The sequence below is a fragment of the Lactonifactor sp. BIOML-A5 genome (genome assembly GCF_009677585.1).
Taxonomy (GTDB): domain Bacteria; phylum Bacillota; class Clostridia; order Lachnospirales; family Lachnospiraceae; genus Lactonifactor.
On sequence record NZ_WKYV01000015.1, the window covers coordinates 66,411 to 90,157 of the forward strand.

At 32.3% G+C, this 23,747-nt stretch carries 30 protein-coding genes; all 30 read left to right on the top strand.

Features of this window, described 5'->3' with window-relative positions; translation table 11 throughout:
* Window positions 1-7: 7 nt before the first annotated feature.
* The 30 genes from GKG41_RS12970 to GKG41_RS13105 all read left to right on the top strand — a co-directional run bounded on the left by GKG41_RS12970 (window position 8) and on the right by GKG41_RS13105 (window position 23,745).
* Window positions 8-331, top strand: coding sequence for a hypothetical protein (locus tag GKG41_RS12970; protein ID WP_154259255.1), 324 nt, complete (start codon window positions 8-10; stop codon window positions 329-331).
* 2 nt (window positions 332-333) lie between these two features.
* On the top strand, window positions 334-492 hold the full coding sequence (locus GKG41_RS12975; protein ID WP_154259257.1) for a hypothetical protein: 159 nt from the start codon (window positions 334-336) through the stop codon (window positions 490-492).
* A gap of 110 nt (window positions 493-602) precedes the next feature.
* On the top strand, window positions 603-815 hold the full coding sequence (locus tag GKG41_RS12980; RefSeq protein WP_154259552.1) for a DUF1653 domain-containing protein: 213 nt from the start codon (window positions 603-605) through the stop codon (window positions 813-815).
* The gene (locus tag GKG41_RS12985; protein WP_154259259.1) at window positions 812-1,066 is read left to right on the top strand and encodes a hypothetical protein; all 255 of its coding nucleotides are present in this window, start codon (window positions 812-814) and stop codon (window positions 1,064-1,066) included. Before GKG41_RS12980 ends, GKG41_RS12985 begins: the two co-directional genes overlap by 4 nt.
* Before the next feature lie 63 nt (window positions 1,067-1,129).
* The gene (tnpA, locus tag GKG41_RS12990) at window positions 1,130-1,534 is read left to right on the top strand and encodes an IS200/IS605 family transposase (RefSeq protein ID WP_154259261.1); all 405 of its coding nucleotides are present in this window, start codon (window positions 1,130-1,132) and stop codon (window positions 1,532-1,534) included.
* Window positions 1,535-1,570: 36 nt separating this feature from the next.
* Entirely contained in the window at window positions 1,571-2,674 is a 1,104-nt protein-coding gene (gene tnpB / locus GKG41_RS12995; protein ID WP_154259263.1) for an IS200/IS605 family element RNA-guided endonuclease TnpB, read from the top strand.
* A 226-nt stretch (window positions 2,675-2,900) separates the two neighbouring features.
* Window positions 2,901-3,446 carry a tRNA (adenine-N(6)-)-methyltransferase gene (locus tag GKG41_RS13000; RefSeq protein WP_154259265.1) on the top strand — a complete coding sequence of 182 codons (546 nt, stop codon included), beginning with the start codon at window positions 2,901-2,903 and terminating at the stop codon, window positions 3,444-3,446.
* Window positions 3,447-4,259: 813 nt separating this feature from the next.
* Entirely contained in the window at window positions 4,260-4,538 is a 279-nt protein-coding gene (locus tag GKG41_RS13005; RefSeq protein ID WP_154259267.1) for a hypothetical protein, read from the top strand.
* A gap of 103 nt (window positions 4,539-4,641) precedes the next feature.
* Window positions 4,642-5,160, top strand: a complete 519-nt coding sequence (locus tag GKG41_RS13010) for a sugar-phospahte nucleotidyltransferase (protein ID WP_154259269.1) — start codon at window positions 4,642-4,644, stop codon at window positions 5,158-5,160.
* 165 nt (window positions 5,161-5,325) lie between these two features.
* Window positions 5,326-5,490 carry a hypothetical protein gene (locus GKG41_RS23895; RefSeq protein ID WP_347563295.1) on the top strand — a complete coding sequence of 55 codons (165 nt, stop codon included), beginning with the start codon at window positions 5,326-5,328 and terminating at the stop codon, window positions 5,488-5,490.
* Complete coding sequence (locus GKG41_RS13015) at window positions 5,466-6,353, top strand: nucleotidyltransferase domain-containing protein (protein WP_347563301.1); 888 nt, start codon at window positions 5,466-5,468, stop codon at window positions 6,351-6,353. Before GKG41_RS23895 ends, GKG41_RS13015 begins: the two co-directional genes overlap by 25 nt.
* Before the next feature lie 53 nt (window positions 6,354-6,406).
* Window positions 6,407-6,958, top strand: a complete 552-nt coding sequence (locus GKG41_RS13020) for a hypothetical protein (RefSeq protein ID WP_154259270.1) — start codon at window positions 6,407-6,409, stop codon at window positions 6,956-6,958.
* A gap of 331 nt (window positions 6,959-7,289) precedes the next feature.
* Complete coding sequence (locus GKG41_RS13025) at window positions 7,290-8,435, top strand: phosphoadenosine phosphosulfate reductase family protein (protein WP_173015547.1); 1,146 nt, start codon at window positions 7,290-7,292, stop codon at window positions 8,433-8,435.
* Window positions 8,436-8,476: 41 nt separating this feature from the next.
* On the top strand, window positions 8,477-8,659 hold the full coding sequence (locus GKG41_RS13030) for a hypothetical protein (protein ID WP_154259274.1): 183 nt from the start codon (window positions 8,477-8,479) through the stop codon (window positions 8,657-8,659).
* A gap of 14 nt (window positions 8,660-8,673) precedes the next feature.
* Entirely contained in the window at window positions 8,674-8,889 is a 216-nt protein-coding gene (locus GKG41_RS13035) for a hypothetical protein (protein ID WP_154259276.1), read from the top strand.
* Complete coding sequence (locus GKG41_RS13040) at window positions 8,873-9,211, top strand: hypothetical protein (RefSeq protein WP_154259278.1); 339 nt, start codon at window positions 8,873-8,875, stop codon at window positions 9,209-9,211. Before GKG41_RS13035 ends, GKG41_RS13040 begins: the two co-directional genes overlap by 17 nt.
* Window positions 9,212-9,579: 368 nt before the next feature.
* Window positions 9,580-9,840, top strand: coding sequence for a hypothetical protein (locus GKG41_RS13045; RefSeq protein ID WP_002573426.1), 261 nt, complete (start codon window positions 9,580-9,582; stop codon window positions 9,838-9,840).
* Window positions 9,841-9,883: 43 nt separating this feature from the next.
* Entirely contained in the window at window positions 9,884-10,141 is a 258-nt protein-coding gene (locus tag GKG41_RS13050; RefSeq protein ID WP_154259280.1) for a hypothetical protein, read from the top strand.
* A gap of 18 nt (window positions 10,142-10,159) precedes the next feature.
* Entirely contained in the window at window positions 10,160-10,477 is a 318-nt protein-coding gene (locus tag GKG41_RS13055) for a hypothetical protein (protein WP_154259282.1), read from the top strand.
* Between the two features lie 17 nt (window positions 10,478-10,494).
* Window positions 10,495-10,725: a hypothetical protein gene (locus GKG41_RS13060; protein ID WP_154259284.1), complete on the top strand. Its 231-nt coding sequence runs from the start codon at window positions 10,495-10,497 to the stop codon at window positions 10,723-10,725.
* A 12-nt stretch (window positions 10,726-10,737) separates the two neighbouring features.
* Window positions 10,738-10,947, top strand: a complete 210-nt coding sequence (locus GKG41_RS13065) for a hypothetical protein (RefSeq protein WP_154259286.1) — start codon at window positions 10,738-10,740, stop codon at window positions 10,945-10,947.
* Between the two features lie 408 nt (window positions 10,948-11,355).
* Window positions 11,356-11,484, top strand: coding sequence for a hypothetical protein (locus GKG41_RS23770; RefSeq protein ID WP_279233625.1), 129 nt, complete (start codon window positions 11,356-11,358; stop codon window positions 11,482-11,484).
* Window positions 11,485-11,785: 301 nt separating this feature from the next.
* Entirely contained in the window at window positions 11,786-12,742 is a 957-nt protein-coding gene (locus tag GKG41_RS13070) for a hypothetical protein (protein ID WP_154259288.1), read from the top strand.
* A 79-nt stretch (window positions 12,743-12,821) separates the two neighbouring features.
* The gene (locus GKG41_RS13075; protein WP_154259290.1) at window positions 12,822-13,811 is read left to right on the top strand and encodes an AAA family ATPase; all 990 of its coding nucleotides are present in this window, start codon (window positions 12,822-12,824) and stop codon (window positions 13,809-13,811) included.
* A gap of 43 nt (window positions 13,812-13,854) precedes the next feature.
* A complete protein-coding gene (locus GKG41_RS13080; protein WP_154259292.1) occupies window positions 13,855-14,352 on the top strand; it encodes a hypothetical protein in 498 nt (165 codons plus the stop codon).
* Complete coding sequence (locus GKG41_RS23900; RefSeq protein WP_154265065.1) at window positions 14,336-15,955, top strand: DnaB-like helicase C-terminal domain-containing protein; 1,620 nt, start codon at window positions 14,336-14,338, stop codon at window positions 15,953-15,955. The genes GKG41_RS13080 and GKG41_RS23900 overlap by 17 nt, the downstream gene beginning before the upstream one ends.
* Before the next feature lie 11 nt (window positions 15,956-15,966).
* Entirely contained in the window at window positions 15,967-17,049 is a 1,083-nt protein-coding gene (locus GKG41_RS13090) for a hypothetical protein (protein WP_154259296.1), read from the top strand.
* 14 nt (window positions 17,050-17,063) lie between these two features.
* Window positions 17,064-18,803, top strand: a complete 1,740-nt coding sequence (locus tag GKG41_RS13095; RefSeq protein ID WP_154259298.1) for a DHH family phosphoesterase — start codon at window positions 17,064-17,066, stop codon at window positions 18,801-18,803.
* A gap of 20 nt (window positions 18,804-18,823) precedes the next feature.
* Window positions 18,824-21,403, top strand: a complete 2,580-nt coding sequence (locus GKG41_RS13100; protein WP_154259300.1) for a hypothetical protein — start codon at window positions 18,824-18,826, stop codon at window positions 21,401-21,403.
* The gene (locus GKG41_RS13105; protein ID WP_173015546.1) at window positions 21,403-23,745 is read left to right on the top strand and encodes an AAA family ATPase; all 2,343 of its coding nucleotides are present in this window, start codon (window positions 21,403-21,405) and stop codon (window positions 23,743-23,745) included. Before GKG41_RS13100 ends, GKG41_RS13105 begins: the two co-directional genes overlap by 1 nt.
* The last annotated feature ends 2 nt before the right edge of the window (window positions 23,746-23,747 follow it).

Below are 23,747 nucleotides of genomic sequence, written 5' to 3' on the forward strand. Positions count from 1 at the left end.
AACGAATATGAAAAAGGAATACGAAGAAAAACTCATGGATGCAGCATATAACCATGACACTGAAACAACAGTAGAAATAGTAGAACAAAATCTGATTAATAAATGTAGTAGCTGTAGCAGAAGAAGATGGTATCAGATAGGGTTCCGCGATGGTATACAAAGTTTAAACAAAAAAGATGAGCAGTTTATTGATTGGCTAACTAAGAGAGTCCAAGAAGAGAAAGATTCCTGGGAAGACTACGATGATTCTGTTGCCTTTGGCTCTATGAATGCTTATTCAGCCTCTATTAGCAAATACAAAGAAATATTTGATACTGAAGCAGGGGAATGAACATGTTAAAGAAAAAGAAATATATAGTTAAAATCTATGACAATGATAGATTCTTGGGAACACCATACTTTCGCAAAACGTATTTTAGAAGCTGGGCAGGAATGATGGGTTATATATTATTTCATCCATGGCAAGTTGTTGAGTTTGGATTAGTAAAATAATTTCTGTAACATATCTTAGGTGTTTCGCCTAAATTTCACATATATCAAAAATTAAATAAGGAGTTTTATGGATAGAATCATGCCGGGAGATACGGTTATTCATTTTATAGCTGGGGAGAAGCGATTGTTTCTACCGTGTATTAAATTATGCTATAAATGCCGAGGATGGACAGAAAGTGGTAGTTTATCAAGCACTATATGAACCGTATCAATTATTTATTAGAACTATGGATGACTTTTTTGCTGAAGTTGACAAAAAGAAGTACCCATGTATTAAGCAAAGATATAGATTTGAAAAGTGTAAAAGGAGAATAGGGTTATGAAAATTTTATCTGACGACGGGAAAAGATTTGAGAGTGTAGAACAATGTGAATTATATGAAAAATCTTTGGAAGAGAAACGTAATAGAGCTAAGAAACTGGCTGACGAAAAAGAAGCTAGATATAATGCCGTCATTGAAGCCTATAAAAAGGCCGGCAAATTAGAGGAACAATATGAAAAAGATTATGGCAGCGCAATTTTACGAGATCCTCTGGATGTATTCTTCCCATTTATTAGCAAGATGACACTTTAAATAATATAGTCAGAAATCCCATTAGCTTTAGCTGATGGGATGAATGACAGAGAATAATTATATATGAATAATTGGAAATCTAAAAACAGGCATAAATTCTTACTACAATATCATCTTATATTTGTTTGCAAATACAGAAAGAAATTATTATCAAATAAAAATATATCAGATGATATAAAACAATTTTCTTATGAGATATGTAACAAGCATAATGTAATAATACATGAAATGGAAACTGATAAAGATCATATACATTATATGATTGAAACTGAACCAAATATTAACTTATCAAATTTAGTTAGAATGATGAAATCGTATACGACTTATCACATATGGAAATTTCATGAAGAATATTTATCAAAACATTTTTGGAAGGAAAATACGTTTTGGACGGATGGATATTTCATTTGCAGTATTGGTAATGTAAGTGAGAAACAATTAAGGAAATATATCGAAAATCAAGGTTGATTTGGAGAATATATAAACGAAAGGAAGTGATTATAGATGTTAAAAGGTTACAAATATAGATTATATCCCAATAAAGAACAACAAGAATATTTTTCAAAATGTTTTGGATGTGTACGATTCATCTATAATCGTATGCTTTCAGATAAGATTGAGCATTATAAGGAAACAAAACAGAAACTAAATAACACACCTGCTCAATATAAGAAAGAATTTCCTTGGTTGAAAGAAGTAGATTCTCTTGCATTAGCAAACGCTCAGATGAATTTACAAACAGCTTATAACAATTTCTTTTCAAGACCCGAAGTAGGATTTCCAAAATTCAAAAGTAAGAAATCACATTACTATTCTTACAAAACTAACAATCAGAATGGAAGTATAATAATATCTGATAAATATATAAAACTTCCTAAGATTGGTTTAGTAAAAATTAAAAAGCATAGAAATTTTAAAGGAATTATTAAATCTGTAAAAGTTTCACAAGAACCATCTGGAAAATACTATGTTTCAGTTTTGGTAAATTGTGAAGAACAAGAAAAATTACCACAATTAGAAAATGAAATTGGTATATATCTTGGAATTAAAGAATTTGCAATTACTTCTGATGGTGAAATGATTGAAAATCCTAAGTATCTTAGAAAATCTGAAAAGAGATTAAGAAAGTTGCAAAAAGATTTATCTCGTTGTCAAAAAGGAAGTAAGAATAGAGAAAAAAGTAGGATTAAAGTTGCAAAACAGCACGAAAAGATTACTAATCAGAGAAAAGATTTTTTACATAAACTTTCTAAAAGGTTAACTGACGAAAATCAAGTCATAGTTTTAGAAAGCCTAAAAGTAAAAAATATGATGAGTAATCATAAATTGGCAAAATCAATAGCAGATGTATCTTGGAGTGAGTTTGTTAGACAACTAGAATATAAGGCTGATTGGTATGGCAGAGAAGTTGTTAAGATAGATACATGGTATCCATCTAGTCAGATATGTTCTAATTGTGGTCACAAAGATGGTAAGAAAGGATTATCAATAAGAGAATGGACTTGCTCTGAGTGTGGGACACATCACGAAAGAGATATAAATGCAGCGATAAATATTCTCAATGAAGGTTTGAGAATGAAAACCGTAGGAACTACGGAGTTAGCTTAGGTAAACTTGTCTCGTTAGAGATATTGACTAAGAAGCCAACAAGCTTTAGCTTGTGGGTAGTTCACAGTTGGCACATATAAAAATTGTAAGAAAGGATAAGAGAGCTACGTAGCACTTAGGGACATTAAATCGAAAGTGAGGAGTTATTTTATGGCAAAATTTATTGACTTAGCAGGAAAAATCAAAAGGAATACAGATATCGACAAGAGGAGGAAGTGAAAAGCGTTTGGGAGAAAACACAGGATATTTAACAGCAAATAGAACGAAAGAAGGGGATAATTTATTTTCGCCTTACTATATTGTAGACCATATAATCAAATATCTTCCCAAGGACAAAGTAATATGGTGTCCATGGGACGAGGAATGGTCAGCATTTTATCAAAGATTTAAGGAGTGTGGATTTAAAGTGATTAGAAGCTCGTTAGCTGATAAGAAAGATTTTTTTACTTATGAACCGGATGACTGGGACATTATTGTAAGCAATCCACCATTCAGCATCAAAGACAAAGTGTTAGATCGTCTATATTCATTCAATAAACCTTTTGCGGTACTTCTTCCGCTAAATTCCCTACAAGGTAAAACAAGATATAAGTATTTTAGCCAGGGTATCCAGCTCCTCAGTTTTGATGCGAGAGTGTCGTATCATGACAACGAACATATGGATAAGCCGGTTAAGGGGAGCCCGTTTGCGACAGCATACTTTTGCAGAGATGTACTGCCAATGGATTTGATTGTGGAGAAACTGGTTGCATATGACAGGCCGTTGATATAAGCGGACCAAATTTTTCTTTCATTTGAAGGTGATTATTGTAAAATTTGTAAAATTGACAGCAACAGATTATAAGAAATTAAAACGCAGAAAACGCTTGAAAAGTGATACGAAGTACAAGTCGCATTTGGAATTTTTAGCTGACAAATGCCAGTGGTATCCATCTCCAGTGATATATTATAATGAAATTTGGGTGAAAGGATTTGGATATATTGATAATCCGAAGCCATATTATAAACGGCTATATCGTGGAAGACATAGAGGAAATCGGTATCAATTTTGTAAGAAATATGCGAATCAGATTGTAAGAAAATATAAGGGAGAAATACATAATGGTGAAAGTTATAAAAAGTGTTTTGATTACTGGTGGACAGTAAACTAAATCGGAATTTCGGTTTCGTGTGAGGAAATAAAATGAGAAAAAATTATAATGTATGTCCATCATGCGCTTCAGCAATCGGGAGTATTAAATACAACGGTACACTTTTATGTGAAGAGTGCTATATACATACTAAAATGCAGCGCAATAAAGTGAGTAACACATTAATGTATGATAATACATTTATTGTTACGAAAGATGGAGAACAACATATAGGAGTAATTATTGGATTCCAACATAGAATAGGTCACAATGAAGATAAATTTTTATATCTATTTAAATGTAAATGAAGAGAATTATTCAATTTGGTATGATGGGTGGATGACTGAAAAGGAGCTGACAAAAATTTGTGATAACTATAAAATCAATATACCAAAATTGTTAGAGTAAGACTGATGAAAGTCGAGTTTCATCTTAGTTTAAAGGAGAATTAGTATATGAAGAAAACAAAACAAATTGATACATATTATTGTGATTATTGTGGTAAAGAATGCAAACATACACCTGAGTTTGTATTGCCAAGTTCACGGACGGTTGATCACTATGCCACAAATTCAATGGGTGTAAAGTTGGCAAAATTTGAAACCGAAAAAGTCATATCAAAACAAAAAGATATTTGTCCAGAATACCAAAAGAATATTGTGGCATTATCGGGATTAGTGCCAAGAGTTAGTCTTGATGGAAGTGATTTTTCAACAATGACAATTACATTTTAATATGAAATCTTGGTTTCAATGGTAAATAAAGAGAGGATAAAATAGTGAAAGGAGTAAAGAGTTTTGTGCGCACAATAAAGCTGGTTTTACTCTTAGTAGAAAAATGGCTCAAATACAATATAAATTTAACAAAAATGATGAGTATTACACTCCATCATATGCAGTGTATCCAATAATGAAAAGACTCAAAAGCAATTCAACAGTTTGGTGCCCTTTTGATACGGAAGATAGTGAGTTTGTAAAAGTATTACAGAGCAATGGTTTCAATGTAGAGTTCGGACATATTTCAACAGGTCAAGATTTTTTTGAAGTAGAAGCTCCTGAATGTGATTACATAATCAGTAACCCTCCTTATAGTTTAAAAGGAGAAGTGTTTAAAAGACTTTATGAAATAGGGAAACCATTTGCAATGCTTATTAATTTTCAAGGGATTTTTGACCATAAGGAAAGATTTGAAATGTTTAGAAATAACAAAATTGAAATGTTATGGCTTAGTCCGAGAGTAAATTACATAAAAGAAAATGGTTCAACTCCTAAAGGAGTTCCTTTTCAGAGTGGGTATTTATGTAGTGGAATATGTGCAAGTCAATTAGATTTTGAATATTTGAATAAAAAATTATGACATTGAAATAAGTGATTCATAGGAGGATATAATGTTAAAGAAAATGGATTATGTTTTACAAAAGATCCAGTTATATTCATATAAGTTACCAACAGTGAAAATTGGGAATTATATTATGGATTTTAGAAAAAAGCACACCATGAAATAAAAGAGGAGATTGAGGTAATGAATATTGAACAAATTAAAGAGAAAGTAAAGAGTACTGAGTATGATTTTTTAAGAAAAGATAAAAATTTGGGTTCCAATATCATTATCTTAACTCTTGGTGTAGTCATGCTTATGGCACTAACAATAAAAATAGTGACCTGGATATACGAGGCTGTTCTTTGAATAGCAAAAATCAGATTCTAACGAATGAAAATTTTGAGCAATTTGTAAATGAGGAAACGGATACTACCATTTATTCATTTAATAAATTGATTTCACTTCTCAGTAATGTGAATCCAAACACTATTGAGATGCTTGGTAATAAACCAGAACATTATTTGTATGTTTCACCAATTGGGCAAGAGTTGTTAGATAATGCACACTTATTCTTATCAAAGAGAGCAGCATATTCATTTGGTGGCTATGCAACTGCTCAATTGAGACGTTTGGATAATAAAGCAGTAAGATTGGTAAATCAAGAGCAAAGAGAGAAACATATCTTAAACAGTATTATGAACGCATATCACACTTTTCCAGAGAAATATTTTCCGTTCTCAGAAGATAGTTTCAAACTATATATTGATAAATCAGAGCAAGAAGAATACGACACAGAGATATTTATGGATGTGAATTTAAGTCATTATCCATTAAGAGATTATAAATCTATGTGGTCTGAAATGAATAATATTGTAAAAGATTATTCAAAGGTTGGCAAGAGAAACAAAAATGCCATTGAGCATAACAAACTTGGAAAGCATATGATGCACTTAATACGCCTTTATATGATGTGTTTGGATATTTTGGAGAAAGAAGAGATTATCACTTTTAGAGAAAAAGAACATGATTTACTTATGGACATCCGTAATGGAAAATACCTTGATAGCAATAGGCAGCCTACGCCAGAATTCTTTGAAATGGTAAGCGAATATGAAAAGAAATTGGAATATGCAAAAGAGAATACGAGTTTACCAGACAATCCGAATTATAAAGAAATCAATGAATTTGTCGCAAGTGTCAATGAGAGAGTGGTCAGAGGTGAAATTTAATTAATAGAAGGATTGAAACAAATCTTTCGTCACATAGGGGAATGAGGTGAAATATGAACGTCAAAACAAGTAAACACATTCATGAAGCAAAGAAAAAGATAATAAACGGATGGTATTTCTGTATGAAGCCGTTGGCATTTCTAATTGAAAAGTATGAGAAGAGTAAAAGCGTAAAAAACAGAGCCAGACTGGAGAACATGTCTTTAGAGGAGGTTGCAAGACTCTATGTAAAATATACCGTTAAGGCAATGGTTAAGCGCAAAAATTCAAAAGAGGAGTATTACTGTTGTACTAAGAAAAATGGATATCCCGAATATTATGAGGATAATTTTGTTTTGGCTGATTTAACTACATTTGGATATTCTAGATTTGACAAAACAAAGTTGAGAGATTGGTATTGTTATGCTCTTGACTATAAAGCTATTGGATATGGCGACGGTAGTAAAGAGAGATGGATAAATCTTGAAAACAGATTAAGAGATTTGGTAGGGAAAGAATTTTTACGTGTCGGATGCAAGGTCGAATACATTGACCAGTCCGATAAGTTGGATGATTGGTTTATAAAACAGTCAGGATATGAAAAAACAATGATTATAAGTGTGTAAAAGAGAAATAAATTTGAGAATATAATTTGAAACGAAACTTTCATATTATCACTGATATTAACACGGTAGAAACTATGTATATTGCCTTGCTTGTCAAAGCCTTTTATAATTTGTCTATCTAACCAAAAATATCCTTCTTTTAAGTTGGATAGTTTTTCGCCAGTTACATCTCTTAAAAATGTGAGATATTCATTGTAAATTGGATTCACTCAATACCTAAGTGTAATGTACATTACTTTTTAACTAGTATTATCTTTACCTTTCTTTGCTAATATTGACGTTTGCAACCGTCTAATTTTTTATTCTCTAATTCCAAATGAAAGTTTCGTTTTTGAGTAAGTCAAAAAGTTACTCAGATATTGATAATATTGAATTGATAAGTTGGCGTGAACTTATTGATATGAATAAGGATCATTTACAAAAAATAGAAACATATTCTTTGAATTTAATCAAAGAAAAAATGAAGAAATATAAAGAGTATACTTCGCTTATCCCTGTATCAATGGGAAAAGACTCTATGGTTGTTGCTTATCTAATAAGAAGTTTATATCCAGATACTAAAGCAATTTTTAATAACACTTCACTTGATTGTGCTGATACATACTTAATGGTTAAAGCTTTTCCTAATTGTGAAATTATGAATCCAGATAAAGGATTTTACCAATATGTAGATTCAGACCATATGATTCCAACTAGATTTGCAAGGTTCTGTTGTAGAATTTTTAAAGTAGGAGTTATGGTTTCCAAGTTGGATCATGAACATCCATATTTAATGTGGATGGGAATGAGAAATGAAGAATCATCTACAAGAGCTGGGTATGAAGATGAATGGATAAATGAATCCGAATGGGGAAGCACGAAATGGCAAGGGGTACTTCCTATTAGAAAATGGACGGAATTAGATATTTGGCTATATACCTTATGGAAGAATATAGATATAAATCCAAAATATAAAAAAGGATATAGTAGATGTGGGTGCCATTGTGCTTGCCCCTATTACACTAAGACAACATGGGTTCTTGATAGATATTTTTATCCAAAAGCTTATGCCAGATGGAGAAAGATATTAAGAGATGATTTTGTATTAAATAAAAAGTGGTTGATTATGAATTGCACAATGGAAGAATACGAAACACAGGCTTGGAATGGTGGAACTTTTAGAGACGAACCGACACAAGAAGTCATTAAAGAGTTTGCTAAATATAATAATTTAGAGGTTGAGATAGCACAAAAATATTTTAACAAATATTGTTCTGAATGTACTTATGGTAAAGATAAAGAAGGAAATCCAAAGCCAACAAGAATAAAATCAAAAGAAGTATTGGCTATGAATATGAAATTGCATGGTAGAAATACAAATAAATTCCTATGCAAAAAGTGTCTTAAAAAATTGTATGACATGGATGATAAAAAGTGGGATGAACATGTAAAGTCATTTAAACAAGCTGGATGTGCTTTATTTGATAAAGAGGAATAAGATATGAAACGTGAATTTTAAGAGGTGATTGGAGAAGTAAAATGAAATATATTGCAGTCAGAACTTATGGTAATGGGAAACATATGAATAAGGTACATCCAATGTATTTTGACTACCTATCTCAGGTGGAAGCTTATGTTGCAGACTTAAATACGAAAGATACAGAAGATTCAGAAAAGTGGATTGTTATGCCAATAACAGAGTATGTCGGCAAGGTTTGGTAAGGAGAGTGAATGATATGGTAGAGACAAGTAATGGTAGAAACTGTAGAGACTGCAGTAAATCTAATGTATGTAAGTATCAGGAAACAGTCGTTGAAGAGGTTGAAAAATTAATTAGTCAAGTTGATGAACTGAAATTACCATTATCTATAAATATTAATTGTAGAGAATTTTCAGGTAGAGAATCAACAATAAGAGGTATGGAAGGAGAATTAATTGGTAGGAAAATATAAAGTAATTACTTTATGCGGTAGTACGAAGTTTAAAAATGAATTTATAAAAGTGCAGAAAGTGCTTACCTTGCAGGAATACATAGTAATTTCGGTTGGTTTGTTTGGACACGCTGGCGATACCGAGGTTTGGTCAGAAGCTACAAAAGATATGTTAGACGATATGCATAAGAGAAAAATTGATATGGCTGATGAGATTTTTGTAATTAATAAGAATGGTTATATTGGTTCATCTACAAGATCAGAGATTGAATATGCTAAGTCAAAACAGATTCCAATAACATATCTAGAACCGGAACTATTTAATGGGGATACAATTAAATGAATTGCGACTTTTATTTGAAAAGAGGGATAAGTATATTTAAATTAATACGCAATATTCTTGAAACATATCTTGAATTGCAAACTGAAAAACTTAAGGAAAACAGACGAATAAATTTTATCAGAAAGAGAAAGTGCTATTACAAAAGCAAAGGAATATGTTGGTGAAGAAGTAGAAATAATTGATACATTTTATACGAATTTTTCTTCAGACGCAAAACCCCTTGAATATCTGGCTAGAAGTATTGCTGATTTAGCAAAAGCGGATGTAGCATATTTTGCAAAAGGTTGGGATGAGAAGTGTGGCTGCAAGATTGAATATGAGTGTGCTACTCAATATGGAATTGCTACTATTACGGATTAGGAGAAAATATGAAAGTTGATATTTCAAAGAAAATTATTACTTTAGATAATCAAAAACTATCTGATGAAATTGAGAAATATGAGTGTATTAGCAATCAGACAGCGTACTTATTTATGAGTCAGAACACAATGAAAGCGTTGACTGATTTAATAGCAACGAGAATTCCATTTATGGAAATTAATACAGATGATTGTATTCTTGCTAAATATAAGGAAAGAAAAGTATTTCAGAACGATGAGCTAGAATTTGGTGAAATAGAAATCCGATAAAACTTCGATTTCATTTGGAGAATAGATAGGTGGAGGTGAAAATATGCATCATTTGGCATGTGATGAATTGGAAATGCTTATTGAGGATTTAAAATCAAACAGTGCGGTAGGGAACAATTATCTCGACACATGGGATTATGAAGATGATTATTCTCATAATGAAATAGACAAAGCGAGAGATGATTTTTTAGAAGCTGCAAATGATTATTTATCCAAAAACAATTATCCATATATTATGAGAGAAGTATGTGAAAACGCTAGATTATGTGATAAAGATACTGGCGAGATATTAAGAGGATAAAGGTGGGGTAGAAGATAATTGAGATTTTATTATGAAAACATTAGTGGCGATTCTGGGCATTTCACATTAAAGAAAACAGAAATTCCAAAAGCAATAATGTCAGCATGGAATATAGAAGCTGAATTATACATTGTTGCTGACAAGATAGACAAATGCAAAAAAGTAATAATATTAATATTTGCACCATATGAAGGTAACGAAGTTAATAATGAATGGCTTAAAGACTATGGATTATATTTAAAAGACGGAGATGGATTTAGAGAATTACATTATATAGCAGATGATAGTCTTGCGTGGAAACCTGATAATTGGGAAGGGATATTACAACTAATTTAAAAAGGAGAAGTTAATTATTGAGAAGTAGAAATTTAAAAAGTAGAATCGCAGAGGGTGGAATTACCGCACTAGTTATTATTTTGATTATTGCGGTTGCGTATGGGTTTAGTTGGATTGTGACTTGTGGGATTATTAAGCTAATTACAATATGTTTTGGGTTAACTTTCAAGTGGAATGTTGCAACAGGTATTTGGTTAGTAATTTGTATTTTGAAATCTGTATTCAATATAACAGTTAAGAGTAAATAAGGAGACAAAATAATGGTTAAAACAAAAATAACAGAAACAACAGAGAAATATGATAAAGACGGCAAACTCGTAGAGAGAATTATACGAGAAGAAACTACCGATGATGACACAATTTATTATTCACCACAGATTAATCCAATTATTAGTCCATATAGATATTCAGATACCTCAGATGGTGTTGAATATTTGAAATATCAACCAACATGTCATTGTTCTGAGTAATATTAAGTTGATGAATTGTTTCTTTCATTTGGAGAATAAATGAATGACACATAAAAACAAAAAAAGAAAGGATAAGCAAAAAATGAAAGTAACAACAGAGTTAAAAATTTAATTAAAAGGTCGTTCTCTGAAAAGAGGGTATCTGTCGAAAGAGAAGCAAAAACTACTTCACAAAAAGAATATGATAGCCTGCTTAAAAAGGTTGAACAGAGCAAAGAATATAAGCAATTAGTGAAAGCTGCCAATGCTTTTACGGAAGCGTTTGATGAATACAAAACATCTAGCACATATGAAAGATCAAAACCATGGTATTCAACATCAATGTTTACTAATTTGCGATACAATATTGAGGCAAAGAATATTTTCGGTAGCAATATAACATCCTACATAAAGTACAATGATGAAACTATGGCATCCGTTAGAGAAAAGATAAAAGAAATTGATTTAGCGGAAGAGTCGCTTTTGATTAAGTTGACGTATGAAAAGGATATTGAGACGATTCGCGCCATGCTTGCTGAATACGATATCACAATTTAAAAATAAAATTTCTGTTTCATCTGATGATGATATTAACCTGTTTGACGGCAGATTAATATTTAAGACAACACACAATACATAAGTTCATAATTCACAAAAACAAACATTATAAACTTTTGTTGGGTGCTAAAACAGCCACCCTTGGGATTTTGTACCCTAAAATAGCTGTTTTGGATATAGATTTTTACATAAATCTACCCTATTTAATCAGTTCCGAAAGGGCTGTTCATTATAAGTTATTAGCTTTAGGTAATTATTATTTTATTACAAATTTTAAACATATTATAGGAGGACTTTTTAAATGAAAGAACTAAAAAACAGAGTAACAGTAACAGGTAAGTTGGTGAAGAACAACATCGAGGAATTCAAGACCAAGAAAGGTGAAGATGCTATCGGTGGTAGCCTTATTTTAAGAACTGCTGATAACAGTGAACATGAAATCAGATTCTATGCTAACAAGTATAAGAAGGATGAAAACAAGAACTTCACATCAGAAGAAAGCTATTTCTATCAGAAGTACATGGACGCAAAAGAAAATCTGAAGGATATTGAGCATTGTTCAGAAGGTGAAAATCCTGACATTATCTCTATTACAGATGGTATGTTCACAGACAATGACTTCAAGGGTAACGATGGTAATGTAGTTTCTACAAATACTATCTCTGCAAGATTCATCAATAAGGTAGAGCCAAAGGATTATGATTCTACAGTATTGGAAGCTAAGTTTGAGGTAGAAGGTATTATCGAGAAGATTGAAGATGAAGTTGTTAAGAGTGTTCCTACTGGCAATCTTGTAGTAGTTATGAACGCTATTGGACAGACAGCAGATGGATTTGGCAAGGATGCTGTTTACACAGCAGATAAGTTAATTCCTGTAAAGATGATTGTTGATAAGTCTATGGCTACTGCCTTTAGACAGGCTGGTTACTACGAAGGTGCTTATACAAAGTTAGTTGGTACAGTTATCAACTCTGTTGAAATTGTTAAACAGGTGGAAAAGGCTGCGTTTGGTACAGATATCGAGAAGGAAGTAAGAAGTTTTATTCGTAAGAATGAAGTCAAGTCTGGTACAGCAGTTAGCACAATCTTTGAGCATGAACTTACTCAGGAAATTGTAGATGCATTAAAGGCTAAGAGAAAGGCTAAGTTAGCAGAAATTAAGAGTGGTAATGCAAATAGCGGAGAAGATTTGCCTTTCAAGCCTGATACTAGCACACCAGCTCCACAGACTACATACAATCCATTCGCTCAGAACTAATTAACATGACAAAGCCTATCTGAGTTATCTCAGATAGGCAAATATTAAAAAATATTTATAAAGGAGATACACATAATTTATGATGATTAATTTATTAGATTTAACACCAAATAAGGTATCCGTAGACTTAACACAGTATTCAACAGTTCTTATGGGTGATACAGGTGTTGGTAAGACAACTACACTTATGAAGTTTTTAAAGGAATTAGTACCTGATAAAGAGCCGTTCTTCTTAGAGTTTGAAGATAGATTCCAGAATATCCCTGGTATTATGGCAGTCAAGATTGATACAATGTCTGATTTTAAGTCAGTTATTGGTCAGTTAAGAAATCCTGCATTGAAGGAAAAGTTCTCTTGTATCGTAATCGACACTTTGGACAAGTATGAAGAATTCTGTGAGAGATATGTCTTAGAGAATAGAGACGCTGAGATTCTTAAAGATGTTGGTGCATTTGGTGAAGGTTCTCTTCGTTTCAAGAGCGCATTAAGAAATATCGGTGTTATTCAGAGTCTTGGTTATACTGTTCATTTTATTGCACAGTCTACACATTCCAAGGACTTTGATACAAAGAAGGAAAGTGATGCTCTCAAGTTAAATAAGAATACATTCTCTTACTGTAGAGAAGCTGCTTTCTTAGTTGGTTATATGTATGCAGATGGTAAGGGTGAGAGATATATCACATTCAAGAAGTCTGATAAGTACCCTGACCTCAAGGATACATTTGGTTTACCAGAAAAAATCAATGTTAAAGATTTGAAATCTGTGTGGACTAAGGCAGTTGAAGATTTGGGTGGAGATTTCACTACAAAGGAGAAGACTATTGATAAGACTACACCTGTTGAAGATTTTGAATCTATCAAAGCAAAGGGTATTGAATTAGGTGGTTTATTAGCATCTAACGGACACTTAGCTGAAGCAACAGCAGTATTACAGAGAAATCTCGGTCTTGATGATAACGGTAATGTGAAGATGTTTGATACTTTGAGAGATACACAGCTCGACTTAACTAAGGTTATTGTTATGGAACTCGAAGAACTCATTCAGAAGTTTGGTATTAAGACAAACTAATTATTATGGGAGGGTAACACCTCCCAATGTAAAGTAGGTGCGTATGGCTAGATTATCAACATGTAAGAGTTGTGGTAAGAAACTACAACCAGAAGAAAAATGTAGTCACGCTTCCAAAACATATTGCAAAGAATGTTATGAAAAAATCCTAAGAGATAGTGATGAATATAAGCAGTTAATAGAGTTTATTTGTACTCATTATGAGATTGAAAGACCAACTGGTTTCATGTTGAAACAGATAAAAGATATGAGAATAGAATTTGGATGGTCTTATGCAGCTATGACTTATACATTATGGTACTGCAAAGAAGTATTAGGAAAGCAATTACTTGAAAAATATGGAGTTGCGTTGATTAAACACTTCTATGAAGAAGCGAGTAATTATTATTCTCAACAAGAAAAGATGAAAGAGCAGATGAAACGATTGGAAAATGTAGAAGTTAAAACAAAGGTTGTTAAGCGAAATCAGAGTAAATCTACTAACAGTAATTCATCACTTATCAATTTAGGAAATCTATTGGAAGGTGGTGACATTCATTAATTTCAGTCAACAAGTAGACAAAAAGGCAATATTTTTATTGTTTGGGTGTTATTGCATTAACCCACGACTCATTTTAGATGAGAAATACGCAACTAATGCAAATGATTATCCTGAAAACTTTCACAGAATGATATGGGGTGCTTTAGTAAATATTGCAAAGAAAGGCAATGTTGAAAGAATATCTCCTATTGATATAGAAAATGAAATTGCACAGTTTGATACTGCGATGTCATTGTGGAAGAACAATAATGGTTGGGAATATATCGAAGAAGCAATATCAATGTCAAAAGATAAAGTTTTGAACGTTGGTAAATACTATGACGATGTTAGAAAGTATTCAATTATAAGAAATGCGTGTGAAGAACTGAAGATAGACGTTACGTTTATCTACGATGAATCTGACGAGAAGAAGTTAGAAACATTCAATGAATTAACAAGCATGGATGTTCTGAATGCAATAAATAATAAGTTTATGGATTTCAAAGCTATGTGGAAGAATGTTTTTGGTGATAACTACGCATTTAAAGCAGGTGACGGAATTCAAAATAGATTACATGAGCACAAAGAACAACAGAATGTTTATGGTTATCCATTTCAATCTGGTTACTTAACAACGGTTTATAGAGGTATGCGACCAAAGAAGTACATACTTAGAAGTTCTGTATCAGGTGGTGGTAAATCAAGAAGTTCATTAGCCGATGGATGTAACATGGTTTCTGACAGAATTTACGATTGGAATAAGAAGCAATGGATTTCAACTGGTGAAAGCCAACCTGTGTTATTCATATCTACTGAGTTGGAAAAAGAAGAAATTCAAGATATTATCCTAGCTCATGTTAGTGGTATTGAACAGGACAGAATAGAAGAATGGGATGATATCACACCAGAAGAAGAAAAGATTCTTGAAGAATCGGCAAAGTACATCGAAGGATATGAGTACTTTGTTGAATATATGCCAGATTTCACAATTGATGTTATCTCTGAAACAATAGAGAAGTATATATTGAACCACAACATAACTGCTTGTTTCTTTGATTATATTAACGATTCTCCATCATTATATGAGTATTACTACAATAAAACACACACAAGATTGAGAACAGACCAGATTTTATTCTTATTTAGTGCAGCTTTGAAGTCTGTATGTAACAAGTTTGGTATATATCTTGGTTCTGCAACACAGTTAAATGATAACTACAAAGAAGATAATAACAAAGACGCAGGTGCGTTGAAAGGTTCTAAGGCGATTATTGAAAAGGCAGATGGTGGTATATTGGCACTTCCTGTTACACATAAGGATTTGAAACGCTTAAAACCTATATTAGAGAGTGCTGGTAACTTTGGAGCATTAGTTCCTAATATGTCGTATTACATATTCAAAAATCGTGGTGGTAAATGGAAGACTATTATAATTTGGACAAAACTCAATATGGGAACAATGAGAGAAGTTGATTGTTTTGTAACAGATTATAACTATGAACTCATCACTGACATCGAAAAGACAATAATTGATTTTCAGTTAGATGATGTAGGTGATGTAGGAATGATTGAATCTGATGTTGATGTATCAGGTTCAGACTTAGCAACAGAATTATCGAAATAGGGAGGTATAGAATGACCGCCCAAGACTTGAAAGAGAAATTATCAGAAGATGATATTAGAACTTTGCTCACAGACCATATGGGAGCAATTATATCTTACGAAGATGATGACATGTGGATTTCAAACACCGTATGTCATCATGGTAGTAAGCAGAAACTCTATTACTATAAGGAATCTCAATCATTTCATTGTTATACAGAATGTGGGCAATTAGATGTGATTGGTGTTGTTATGGGATTTAAAGGATATGAGCAAGAAGAATTCCATAAAGCAATTAACTGGATATGTGTAAAACTTAATTTAGATAATTGTGAATATGGATTTGGAAAGCAAGAACAGATTTCAGATTGGGAATTCATTAGAAAGTATAAGAGAAATACAAAGAAAGAAGTTGAGAATAAACCTTTAGTTCCATATGACAAAAGTATCCTCAATATATTCCAAAAGTTATATACGCAAGAATGGATTAATGAAGGTATATCAATTGAAACTATGGAGAAATACAACATTATGTATTCCACATGGCAGCAAAAGATTATCATTCCTCATTTTGATGTGAATAACCAGCTTATAGGAGTGAGAGGACGTTCTTTAATAGATGAAGATATAGAGTTATTTGGTAAGTATACACCTTTTAAGGTTGGTAGAAGATTTTATAATCATTCACTTGGTCAGAATTTATTTGGGTTGAATCACAATATGAAAGCAATTCAAGAGAAAAGAAAGATTATGTTGGTAGAAGCTGAGAAATCCGTGTTTCAAACAGACACAATGTTTGGAGAATATAATTTTACAGTTGCTCTATGTGGTAGCAATTTAACAGATTATCAACGAGGAATGATTCTTATGCTTGGTGTTAGAGAAGTAATTATTGCACTGGATAAACAGTTTGAGAATGTTAATTCAGAAGAGTGTAGGAAGTGGGCTAAACACATAAAAGAAAAGATAATTGACAAGTTGAGTCCATATGTTATCGTCACGGTTCTTTGGGACACTAATGGGTTACTTGGTTATAAAGATTCACCAACGGATAGAGGTAAAGAAACATTATTGCAGTTAATGGATAACAAAATCTATGTTGGAACAAATGATTAGGAAGGAGAGATTGATTGAGTTTTAAATATGAAGTATTAGGTCAGGTGAGATTTGGTAATGAGCTTGAAGATATTTTGAGATTAAAAGGTATCACAGATATTAACTCCTTCCTAAATCCAACTGTTAAAAATACAGAAAGTGAGTTGTTATTCAACAACATTGAAAAAGCGAGAGATACATTAGTTGAACATATAGAAAAGAACAGTGTGATTGATTTAGTTGTCGATTGTGATGTGGATGGTAATACATCTGGTGCAAATATTTATCAGTACATCAAGAGAATTAAGCCATCTATTGAAATTCGATACTTCATACATAAAGGAAAATCACACGGATTGGATGAATTTGTAGAAGAAATTTGCTTGGATAATTCACAATTAGTCATCGTTCCAGACGCAGGAACAGGTGATATTGATGAATGTGCGAAGATTGTAGGAAGTGGTAAAGATGTGATTATTTTAGACCACCACGCTATTTCAGATAAAGGAAATCCAGCGATAGTAGTAAATAACCAATTATCTGACAGAGTAACCGACAAGGCTATGACAGGTGTTGGCATTACATACAAATTAACTAAGTTACTTGATAAGTATTATGGTGTCAATTATGCAGATGATTACCTTGATTTGGTTGCTTTAGGAATGATAGGTGATAGAGCTGACACCATGAACTTACAGACAAGATATTTGATTTTAGAAGGATTGAATCAGATTAGAAATAAGACCAATAAGAATAAGTTAATTAGAACATTGGTTGATGCTCAAATGTATTCTATGGATTACAAAATTACCATAAATGGTGTTGGTTTTTATGTGTGTCCGTTGATAAATTCACTCATTCGATTGGGAGAATTTGAAGATAAGAGATATATGTTTGAGGCACTTATTAACTCTGATAGAATGTTGGAGAGAAAAGTTAGAGGTAACGGAATTGTTGAAATGACAATTCAAGAATACATTCTGAAAGCGTGTGAGTCATCTAATAGAAAGCAGAAAAAAATGACAGAAGAAAGTGCTTCTATACTTTCAGAAGAAATTGAGAAGTTTGGTATGGATAAATTACCTATTCTCGTGTGTAACGCAAGAGATGATGTTGATAGCAACTCAACTGGTCTTATTGCAAATAGATTAGCAGACCAATACCAAAGACCATGTTTGCTTATGAGAAGAAAAGGAAATGTATGTAAAGGTAGTGGTAGAGGATATGAAAAATGTGAGATTAGAGACTTTAATCAGTGGTGTAAAGACACAGGATTATTCAATAAAGTAGATGGACATGCAGGTGCTTTCGGTTGCGAGATTTCATTTGAAAATACAAATAAGTTGTTCCAAATGTTATCCACTATGAGAAAGATTGATGAAGCTACTTACTATGTTTATAACGTATATGACGCTTCACAGTTACACGACCAGATTATCAAGAATGTAGCAAAGTACGACTACGTTTGGGGTAACACAGTTAGTGAACCAATCTTCTTAATAAAGAATATTCCTTGTAATAAATATAACATCAATCTGATTGGTTCTAAACAGAATAAGATAGAGTTCACATATCACAATATTAAATTTACTAAACAGACAAAAGGTAGTTCTCTAGCAAAGTTATACAAAGAAATATTGTCAGTTGGAGACAATGTGAAATTTGATGTGGTTGGTAGATTTTCACTTGATACAAGAAATGGTAAGTGTCCACAAGTAATTATAGAAGATATGATTTTTGAAAAGTCTAATATTCAGCAAGGTTTTGGATTTTAACGAAAGGAAGTGAGAGATGATTGATAGATAAAAGTAAGATTTGGGGCTATGACTTCGAGGTATACAGCAAGATTAATTGGTGGTGTGTAACATTCATCAACTATGAAAATAGAGAGAATATTATAACCATCATTAACAATAGACAAGAACTTATGCAGTTCTACGATGCTCATAAAGATGAGATTTTCGTTTCATATAACGGCAGACAGTATGATACAGGAATATTCAAAGGAATTTTGGATGGAATGAATGTCGGTTATGTGAATGATAAGTTAATCAAAGAAGGCAAAAAGCCGTTCCAAGTAGTTAAAAATTCAAAGAATTATGCGTTAAATGACTACGATGCAATTCTGAAAGATAAGTCATTAAAGCAGTTAGAAGCATTTATGGGTGATGATATTCGAGAGACAGAAGTAGATTTCGATATTGACAGACCATTAACAGATGAAGAAATAGAACAGACTAAGTTTTATAACATTCACGATGTTTCCGAGTTGCTTAGAGTGTTAGATGAGTGTTGGGATGATTTTGAAGGTCAGTTGGATATCATTGAACTTTACAATTTAGATATGTCCTATTTCACAAAGACAAAGGTACAGTTAGCAGCAAAGATTTTAAATGCTGTTGACCAACACACGATGGACGATGAGTTTGACATTAGACTTCCAGAAACAATTCAGTTATCGGACAAGTATAAATTCATTCCAGAATGGTATATGAATCCTAAGAATTGGAGATACAAAGAGCATCTTCGTTCAGAAGATAATCAGCATAATAATCAGTTATGTTGTATGGTGGCAGGTATTCCTCATGTATTTGCATGGGGAGGATGTCACGGAGCAGATGATAAACAATCGGTATTTGAAGGTATTATCTTACACGCTGACGTTTCGAGTATGTACCCAACGACTGATATTGAATATCATCTTTTAAGTAGAAAATTTAAGAATCCTGATGATTTTAGAATGATGAGAGATTTCAGACTCAAACTTAAATCTGAAGGTAACTCAAAGAATAAGGCTTTGAAGCCTATGATTAATGGTATTTATGGTGCTTCAAAAGATAGAAATGGTGCTATTTATGACCCATTAATGGCAAATCTCACTTGTATCTTTGGTCAGATGTTCATATTGGATTTGGTTGATAAGTTAGAACCATATTGCAGATTGTTACAGACTAACACGGATGGTATTTTCGTTCTCTGTGAGAATGAAGAAATGAAGAATAAGGTAATAGAGATTACTCATTCAGTTGGTGAGAGATTACGAATGGAGTTTGAAATTGAAGAGTACACCAAACTCATTCAGAAGGATGTAAACAATTACATAGCTGTTATGAAGAATGGAAAACTTGAATGTAAAGGTGCGATGGTTAAGAAAAATAAACCTATTGACAACGATTTACCTATTCTGAATGATGCAGTTAGAAATTATTTGGCGAATGGTAAACCTATTGAAGAGACTATAAACGAGTGTAATGAGTTAATTAAGTTCCAAAAAGTAATCAAACTGTCATCTAAATTTAGAGAAGTTTGGTATGGAACAGGTGTTTATGGTAAATCAAGTGATGGAACTACAAAGGTTACAAGCATTGATGGAGAGTTGTTAAAGGGTAAGGTGCATAGAGTATTCGCAAGTGCAAAGAAGACTGACGGTTCTATCTATAAATTAAAAGTAGAAAAGGGAGTTAAGTCATATGAAAAATTTGCAAATACACCAGATAACTTATTCATTGATAACGAGGATATTCATGGTAAAGAGATTCCTGAATACTTAGATAGAGAATATTATATCAACGAAGCAAAGAAAAGAGTTGAAATGTTCTTAACCAAAGATGAAGAAAAGGTGGATGAGACACCAAATATCTTATTTAAGTGTATGTGTGAGAGTAGCGATTTCTATACATTTTTGGAAAAGTGTAAAGAGAGTGGTATCACAAAGAAAGTTCTTGAAGGATATTTAATTGCTGATTGTTGTAAAAACTATGGTAAAACAGACAAATTACTTAGATTTAGAGATTACTTTGAGTTGTTATACGGTAAAGACAAGATTACTCTAACTACTTTGGAGAAGAAATATACGGATGAGAATGTTAAAAATATCATCATCAGAAATGCGGAATTGACCAAGAGTGGTAAATCTTATAACAATCTCAACTCAAAACAGGCGTTGTTAGAGATATTTGATTACCTTGAAGATAAGCACATTGACGCTTATTCAATAATGAAAACACAAGTAGAGAAGTTTAATGAAGTGAGATATAAAGATGAAACTCTTAGTGGTAACAGATGGTTTGTGTTAAATACACGAAATATCATTGCTCCAAATCTTATTCTTTACAATATGAAAACTGGTGAAATTCAGTATAGAAAGATAAGAAAAGAGATATTTAAGATTTTACCTCTACAAGATGGTGACATTATTGATGTTATGAATTCCGAAAAGGAATTTGCAAAGAAAATAATCGGTAAGGATGATGATGGTATTAACATCGTAGCAGCAGATATTGATAAGGAGTTAGACATTATTACTCAGTATGATTTGGTTTACAGAGATTACAACAAGAGTAAAACACTATTGTCAGATTGCGAGGGGTATTAGTGGAAGAAGAAAAGATTTTGAAAATAGAGTGTACTTTGGATAGGATTTTCTATCCAAAGTATTCAAAGAAAGTAAATTCTGGTGAATTCGCAATCTTCAGTGCGATAGTAACCAAACGATTAGAAAATTGTGATGAAGATTTATATTCAGTAAAACTCAAAGGAAATACGTGTACTCTTGAATATGGTACTACATATAAAGTTTTCTGTAAGTTAGCGGAAAGTCACGAAACATATGGAGATACTTATGAACTTGTATATATCAGTAAATGTATTGATATTTCAAGCAAGGATAAGCAGAGAGAGTTTTTGAAGAATATATTGAATGAGAACTTGGTTGACAAATTGTTTGATGAGTATGATGACGTAATCAAATTATTAGAAGAAAGAGATGTGAAATCTCTTATGAAAATTAAGGGAATTGGTAATCAGGTGGCTCTTAAAATGATTGATGAGTATGAGGAATCTAAGGATTATAGTGCTATTTATATGGAATTAGGACAACTTGGATTAACTCATACATTCATTAAAAAGTTAGTAGACTTCTATCATTCGCCTGATACAGTCATTGATATTGTAAGAAATAACCCTTATGACCTTGTGCGTGTGGATGGCGTAGGTTTCAAGAAAGCAGATGAGGTTGCTTGTAAAGTAGGTATTGGACAATATGACATTCGCAGAATTAAAGGTTTCTTATTACATCATTTGAATGACCAAGGAGAAGCTGGTAAGAGTTATTTGAATTACCAAGAACTTATGAAAGCATTATATGACACTCTTGGTTTTGTACCAGAAGAAGTTGTAAATGCTACTGCGAAATCAATGATTGTTAATGAGGATGTTGTAGTTCTTGATAACGGTTCAAAAATTGCACTCAAAAGATTCTACGATTTGGAGAAGAATATAATGAGTGAATTACTTAGATTACAGATTGGTAGAATCAAGGTTATTGAATCCGATTTTGATGAATTTGAATCTGAGTTACATAAAGATTATATCCCAAAATCTTTTAATATTGGAAATTGGGAAACTATCATTCAGAGAGTAGAAGAAAATCAAGGATTTTCATTTACAGATGAACAGAAATCAGCTATTAAATTGAGTCTTGATAATCATGTTATGGCACTCACTGGTTTGGCAGGTGCAGGTAAAACAAGTACAGCCAATGGTATTTGTTCATTATATGACAATTACAACATCTTGGCTTGTGCATTATCTGGTAAGGCAAGTGTAAGAATCACAGAAGCAACAGGACTTCCAGCAAGTACAATTCACAGAGCATTAGGTTATCAGAACGGTACTTTCCTATTTAACAAGGAGAATAAGTTAGCAGTAGATATCGTTCTTATTGACGAAGCAACAATGATAAATGGTACATTATTCCTTTCCTTATTAGAAGCTATCCCAACTGGTGCGAAAGTTATTATCATGGGTGATGTTCAGCAGTTGACACCTATTGGTAACTGTCAAGTATTTGCTGACATTTTGGATAGTAACGTTCTTCCTGTTGTTAAATTAACTAAGCCACATAGACAAGCATTGATGAGTGGTATCATTCCTACATCTATCAAGGTTGCAAATCAAGAGCAGATATTTGGTAACAGCTTTGAGGGAAATGAGATTCTTGGAGAATTAAAGGATATGGAACTTGATATTACAAGTAGTAAAGAGTCCATGTCAGATACTATATTAAACCATTTCCAAACAGAAATGAGTAAGTATAGCGACATTATGGAAGTTCAAGTTTGCGTACCTATGAGATTAAAAGGTGAATTATCTTGCTACAATCTCAATACAAAAATTCAGAATATTTACAATCCTAAATTCAACGATAGTAAAGAGATTGAGATTTTGTTAGAGAAAAAGAATGAAGATACGAAGAAGTATCTTATTAGAGTAGGAGATAAGGTTCTCAATACCAAGAACAATTATAAATGTGTCAATGTGGATGGTGAAACAACACCAGTATTTAACGGAAATATAGGAATTGTAAAAGAAATCGCAGATGATGGATATTGCATGATAGATTTTGTTGGAATTGGAGAAGTATTATTTAGCAAGAGTGATTCAAAGAATCTTGAATTGGCTTATGCTTGTACAGTTCACAAGATGCAAGGTAGTGGTTTTACATCGACTATTGTTGGTATGGATACTGGTAGTTACATCATGAATAACTCTGAATTGTTATACACAGCTATCACAAGAGCAAAGAAATATTGTGTGTTGGTTGGTAATAATTATGCTATTTCTAAGGCAATTCAGACCAAAGAAGTAAAAACAAAGCAGACGTTTTTGAGAGATATGTTATTAGAGAACGCTTATAGATTAAAAGAAAGTGCATAGGA

Bases quoted from the DNA above. Each gene is read 5' to 3' on its own strand.
- GKG41_RS12970 (WP_154259255.1), top strand. From the start codon at position 8: ATGAAAAAGGAATACGAAGAAAAACTCATGGATGCAGCATATAACCAT.
- GKG41_RS12975 (WP_154259257.1), top strand. From the start codon at position 334: ATGTTAAAGAAAAAGAAATATATAGTTAAAATCTATGACAATGATAGA.
- GKG41_RS12985 (WP_154259259.1), top strand. From the start codon at position 812: ATGAAAATTTTATCTGACGACGGGAAAAGATTTGAGAGTGTAGAACAA.
- tnpA (WP_154259261.1), top strand. From the start codon at position 1,130: ATGAATAATTGGAAATCTAAAAACAGGCATAAATTCTTACTACAATAT.
- tnpB (WP_154259263.1), top strand. From the start codon at position 1,571: ATGTTAAAAGGTTACAAATATAGATTATATCCCAATAAAGAACAACAA.
- GKG41_RS13005 (WP_154259267.1), top strand. From the start codon at position 4,260: ATGAAGAAAACAAAACAAATTGATACATATTATTGTGATTATTGTGGT.
- GKG41_RS13010 (WP_154259269.1), top strand. From the start codon at position 4,642: ATGGCTCAAATACAATATAAATTTAACAAAAATGATGAGTATTACACT.
- GKG41_RS23895 (WP_347563295.1), top strand. From the start codon at position 5,326: ATGAATATTGAACAAATTAAAGAGAAAGTAAAGAGTACTGAGTATGAT.
- GKG41_RS13020 (WP_154259270.1), top strand. From the start codon at position 6,407: ATGAACGTCAAAACAAGTAAACACATTCATGAAGCAAAGAAAAAGATA.
- GKG41_RS13030 (WP_154259274.1), top strand. From the start codon at position 8,477: ATGAAATATATTGCAGTCAGAACTTATGGTAATGGGAAACATATGAAT.
- GKG41_RS13035 (WP_154259276.1), top strand. From the start codon at position 8,674: ATGGTAGAGACAAGTAATGGTAGAAACTGTAGAGACTGCAGTAAATCT.
- GKG41_RS13045 (WP_002573426.1), top strand. From the start codon at position 9,580: ATGAAAGTTGATATTTCAAAGAAAATTATTACTTTAGATAATCAAAAA.
- GKG41_RS13050 (WP_154259280.1), top strand. From the start codon at position 9,884: ATGCATCATTTGGCATGTGATGAATTGGAAATGCTTATTGAGGATTTA.
- GKG41_RS13065 (WP_154259286.1), top strand. From the start codon at position 10,738: ATGGTTAAAACAAAAATAACAGAAACAACAGAGAAATATGATAAAGAC.
- GKG41_RS23770 (WP_279233625.1), top strand. From the start codon at position 11,356: ATGGCATCCGTTAGAGAAAAGATAAAAGAAATTGATTTAGCGGAAGAG.
- GKG41_RS13070 (WP_154259288.1), top strand. From the start codon at position 11,786: ATGAAAGAACTAAAAAACAGAGTAACAGTAACAGGTAAGTTGGTGAAG.
- GKG41_RS13075 (WP_154259290.1), top strand. From the start codon at position 12,822: ATGATGATTAATTTATTAGATTTAACACCAAATAAGGTATCCGTAGAC.
- GKG41_RS13080 (WP_154259292.1), top strand. From the start codon at position 13,855: ATGGCTAGATTATCAACATGTAAGAGTTGTGGTAAGAAACTACAACCA.
- GKG41_RS13090 (WP_154259296.1), top strand. From the start codon at position 15,967: ATGACCGCCCAAGACTTGAAAGAGAAATTATCAGAAGATGATATTAGA.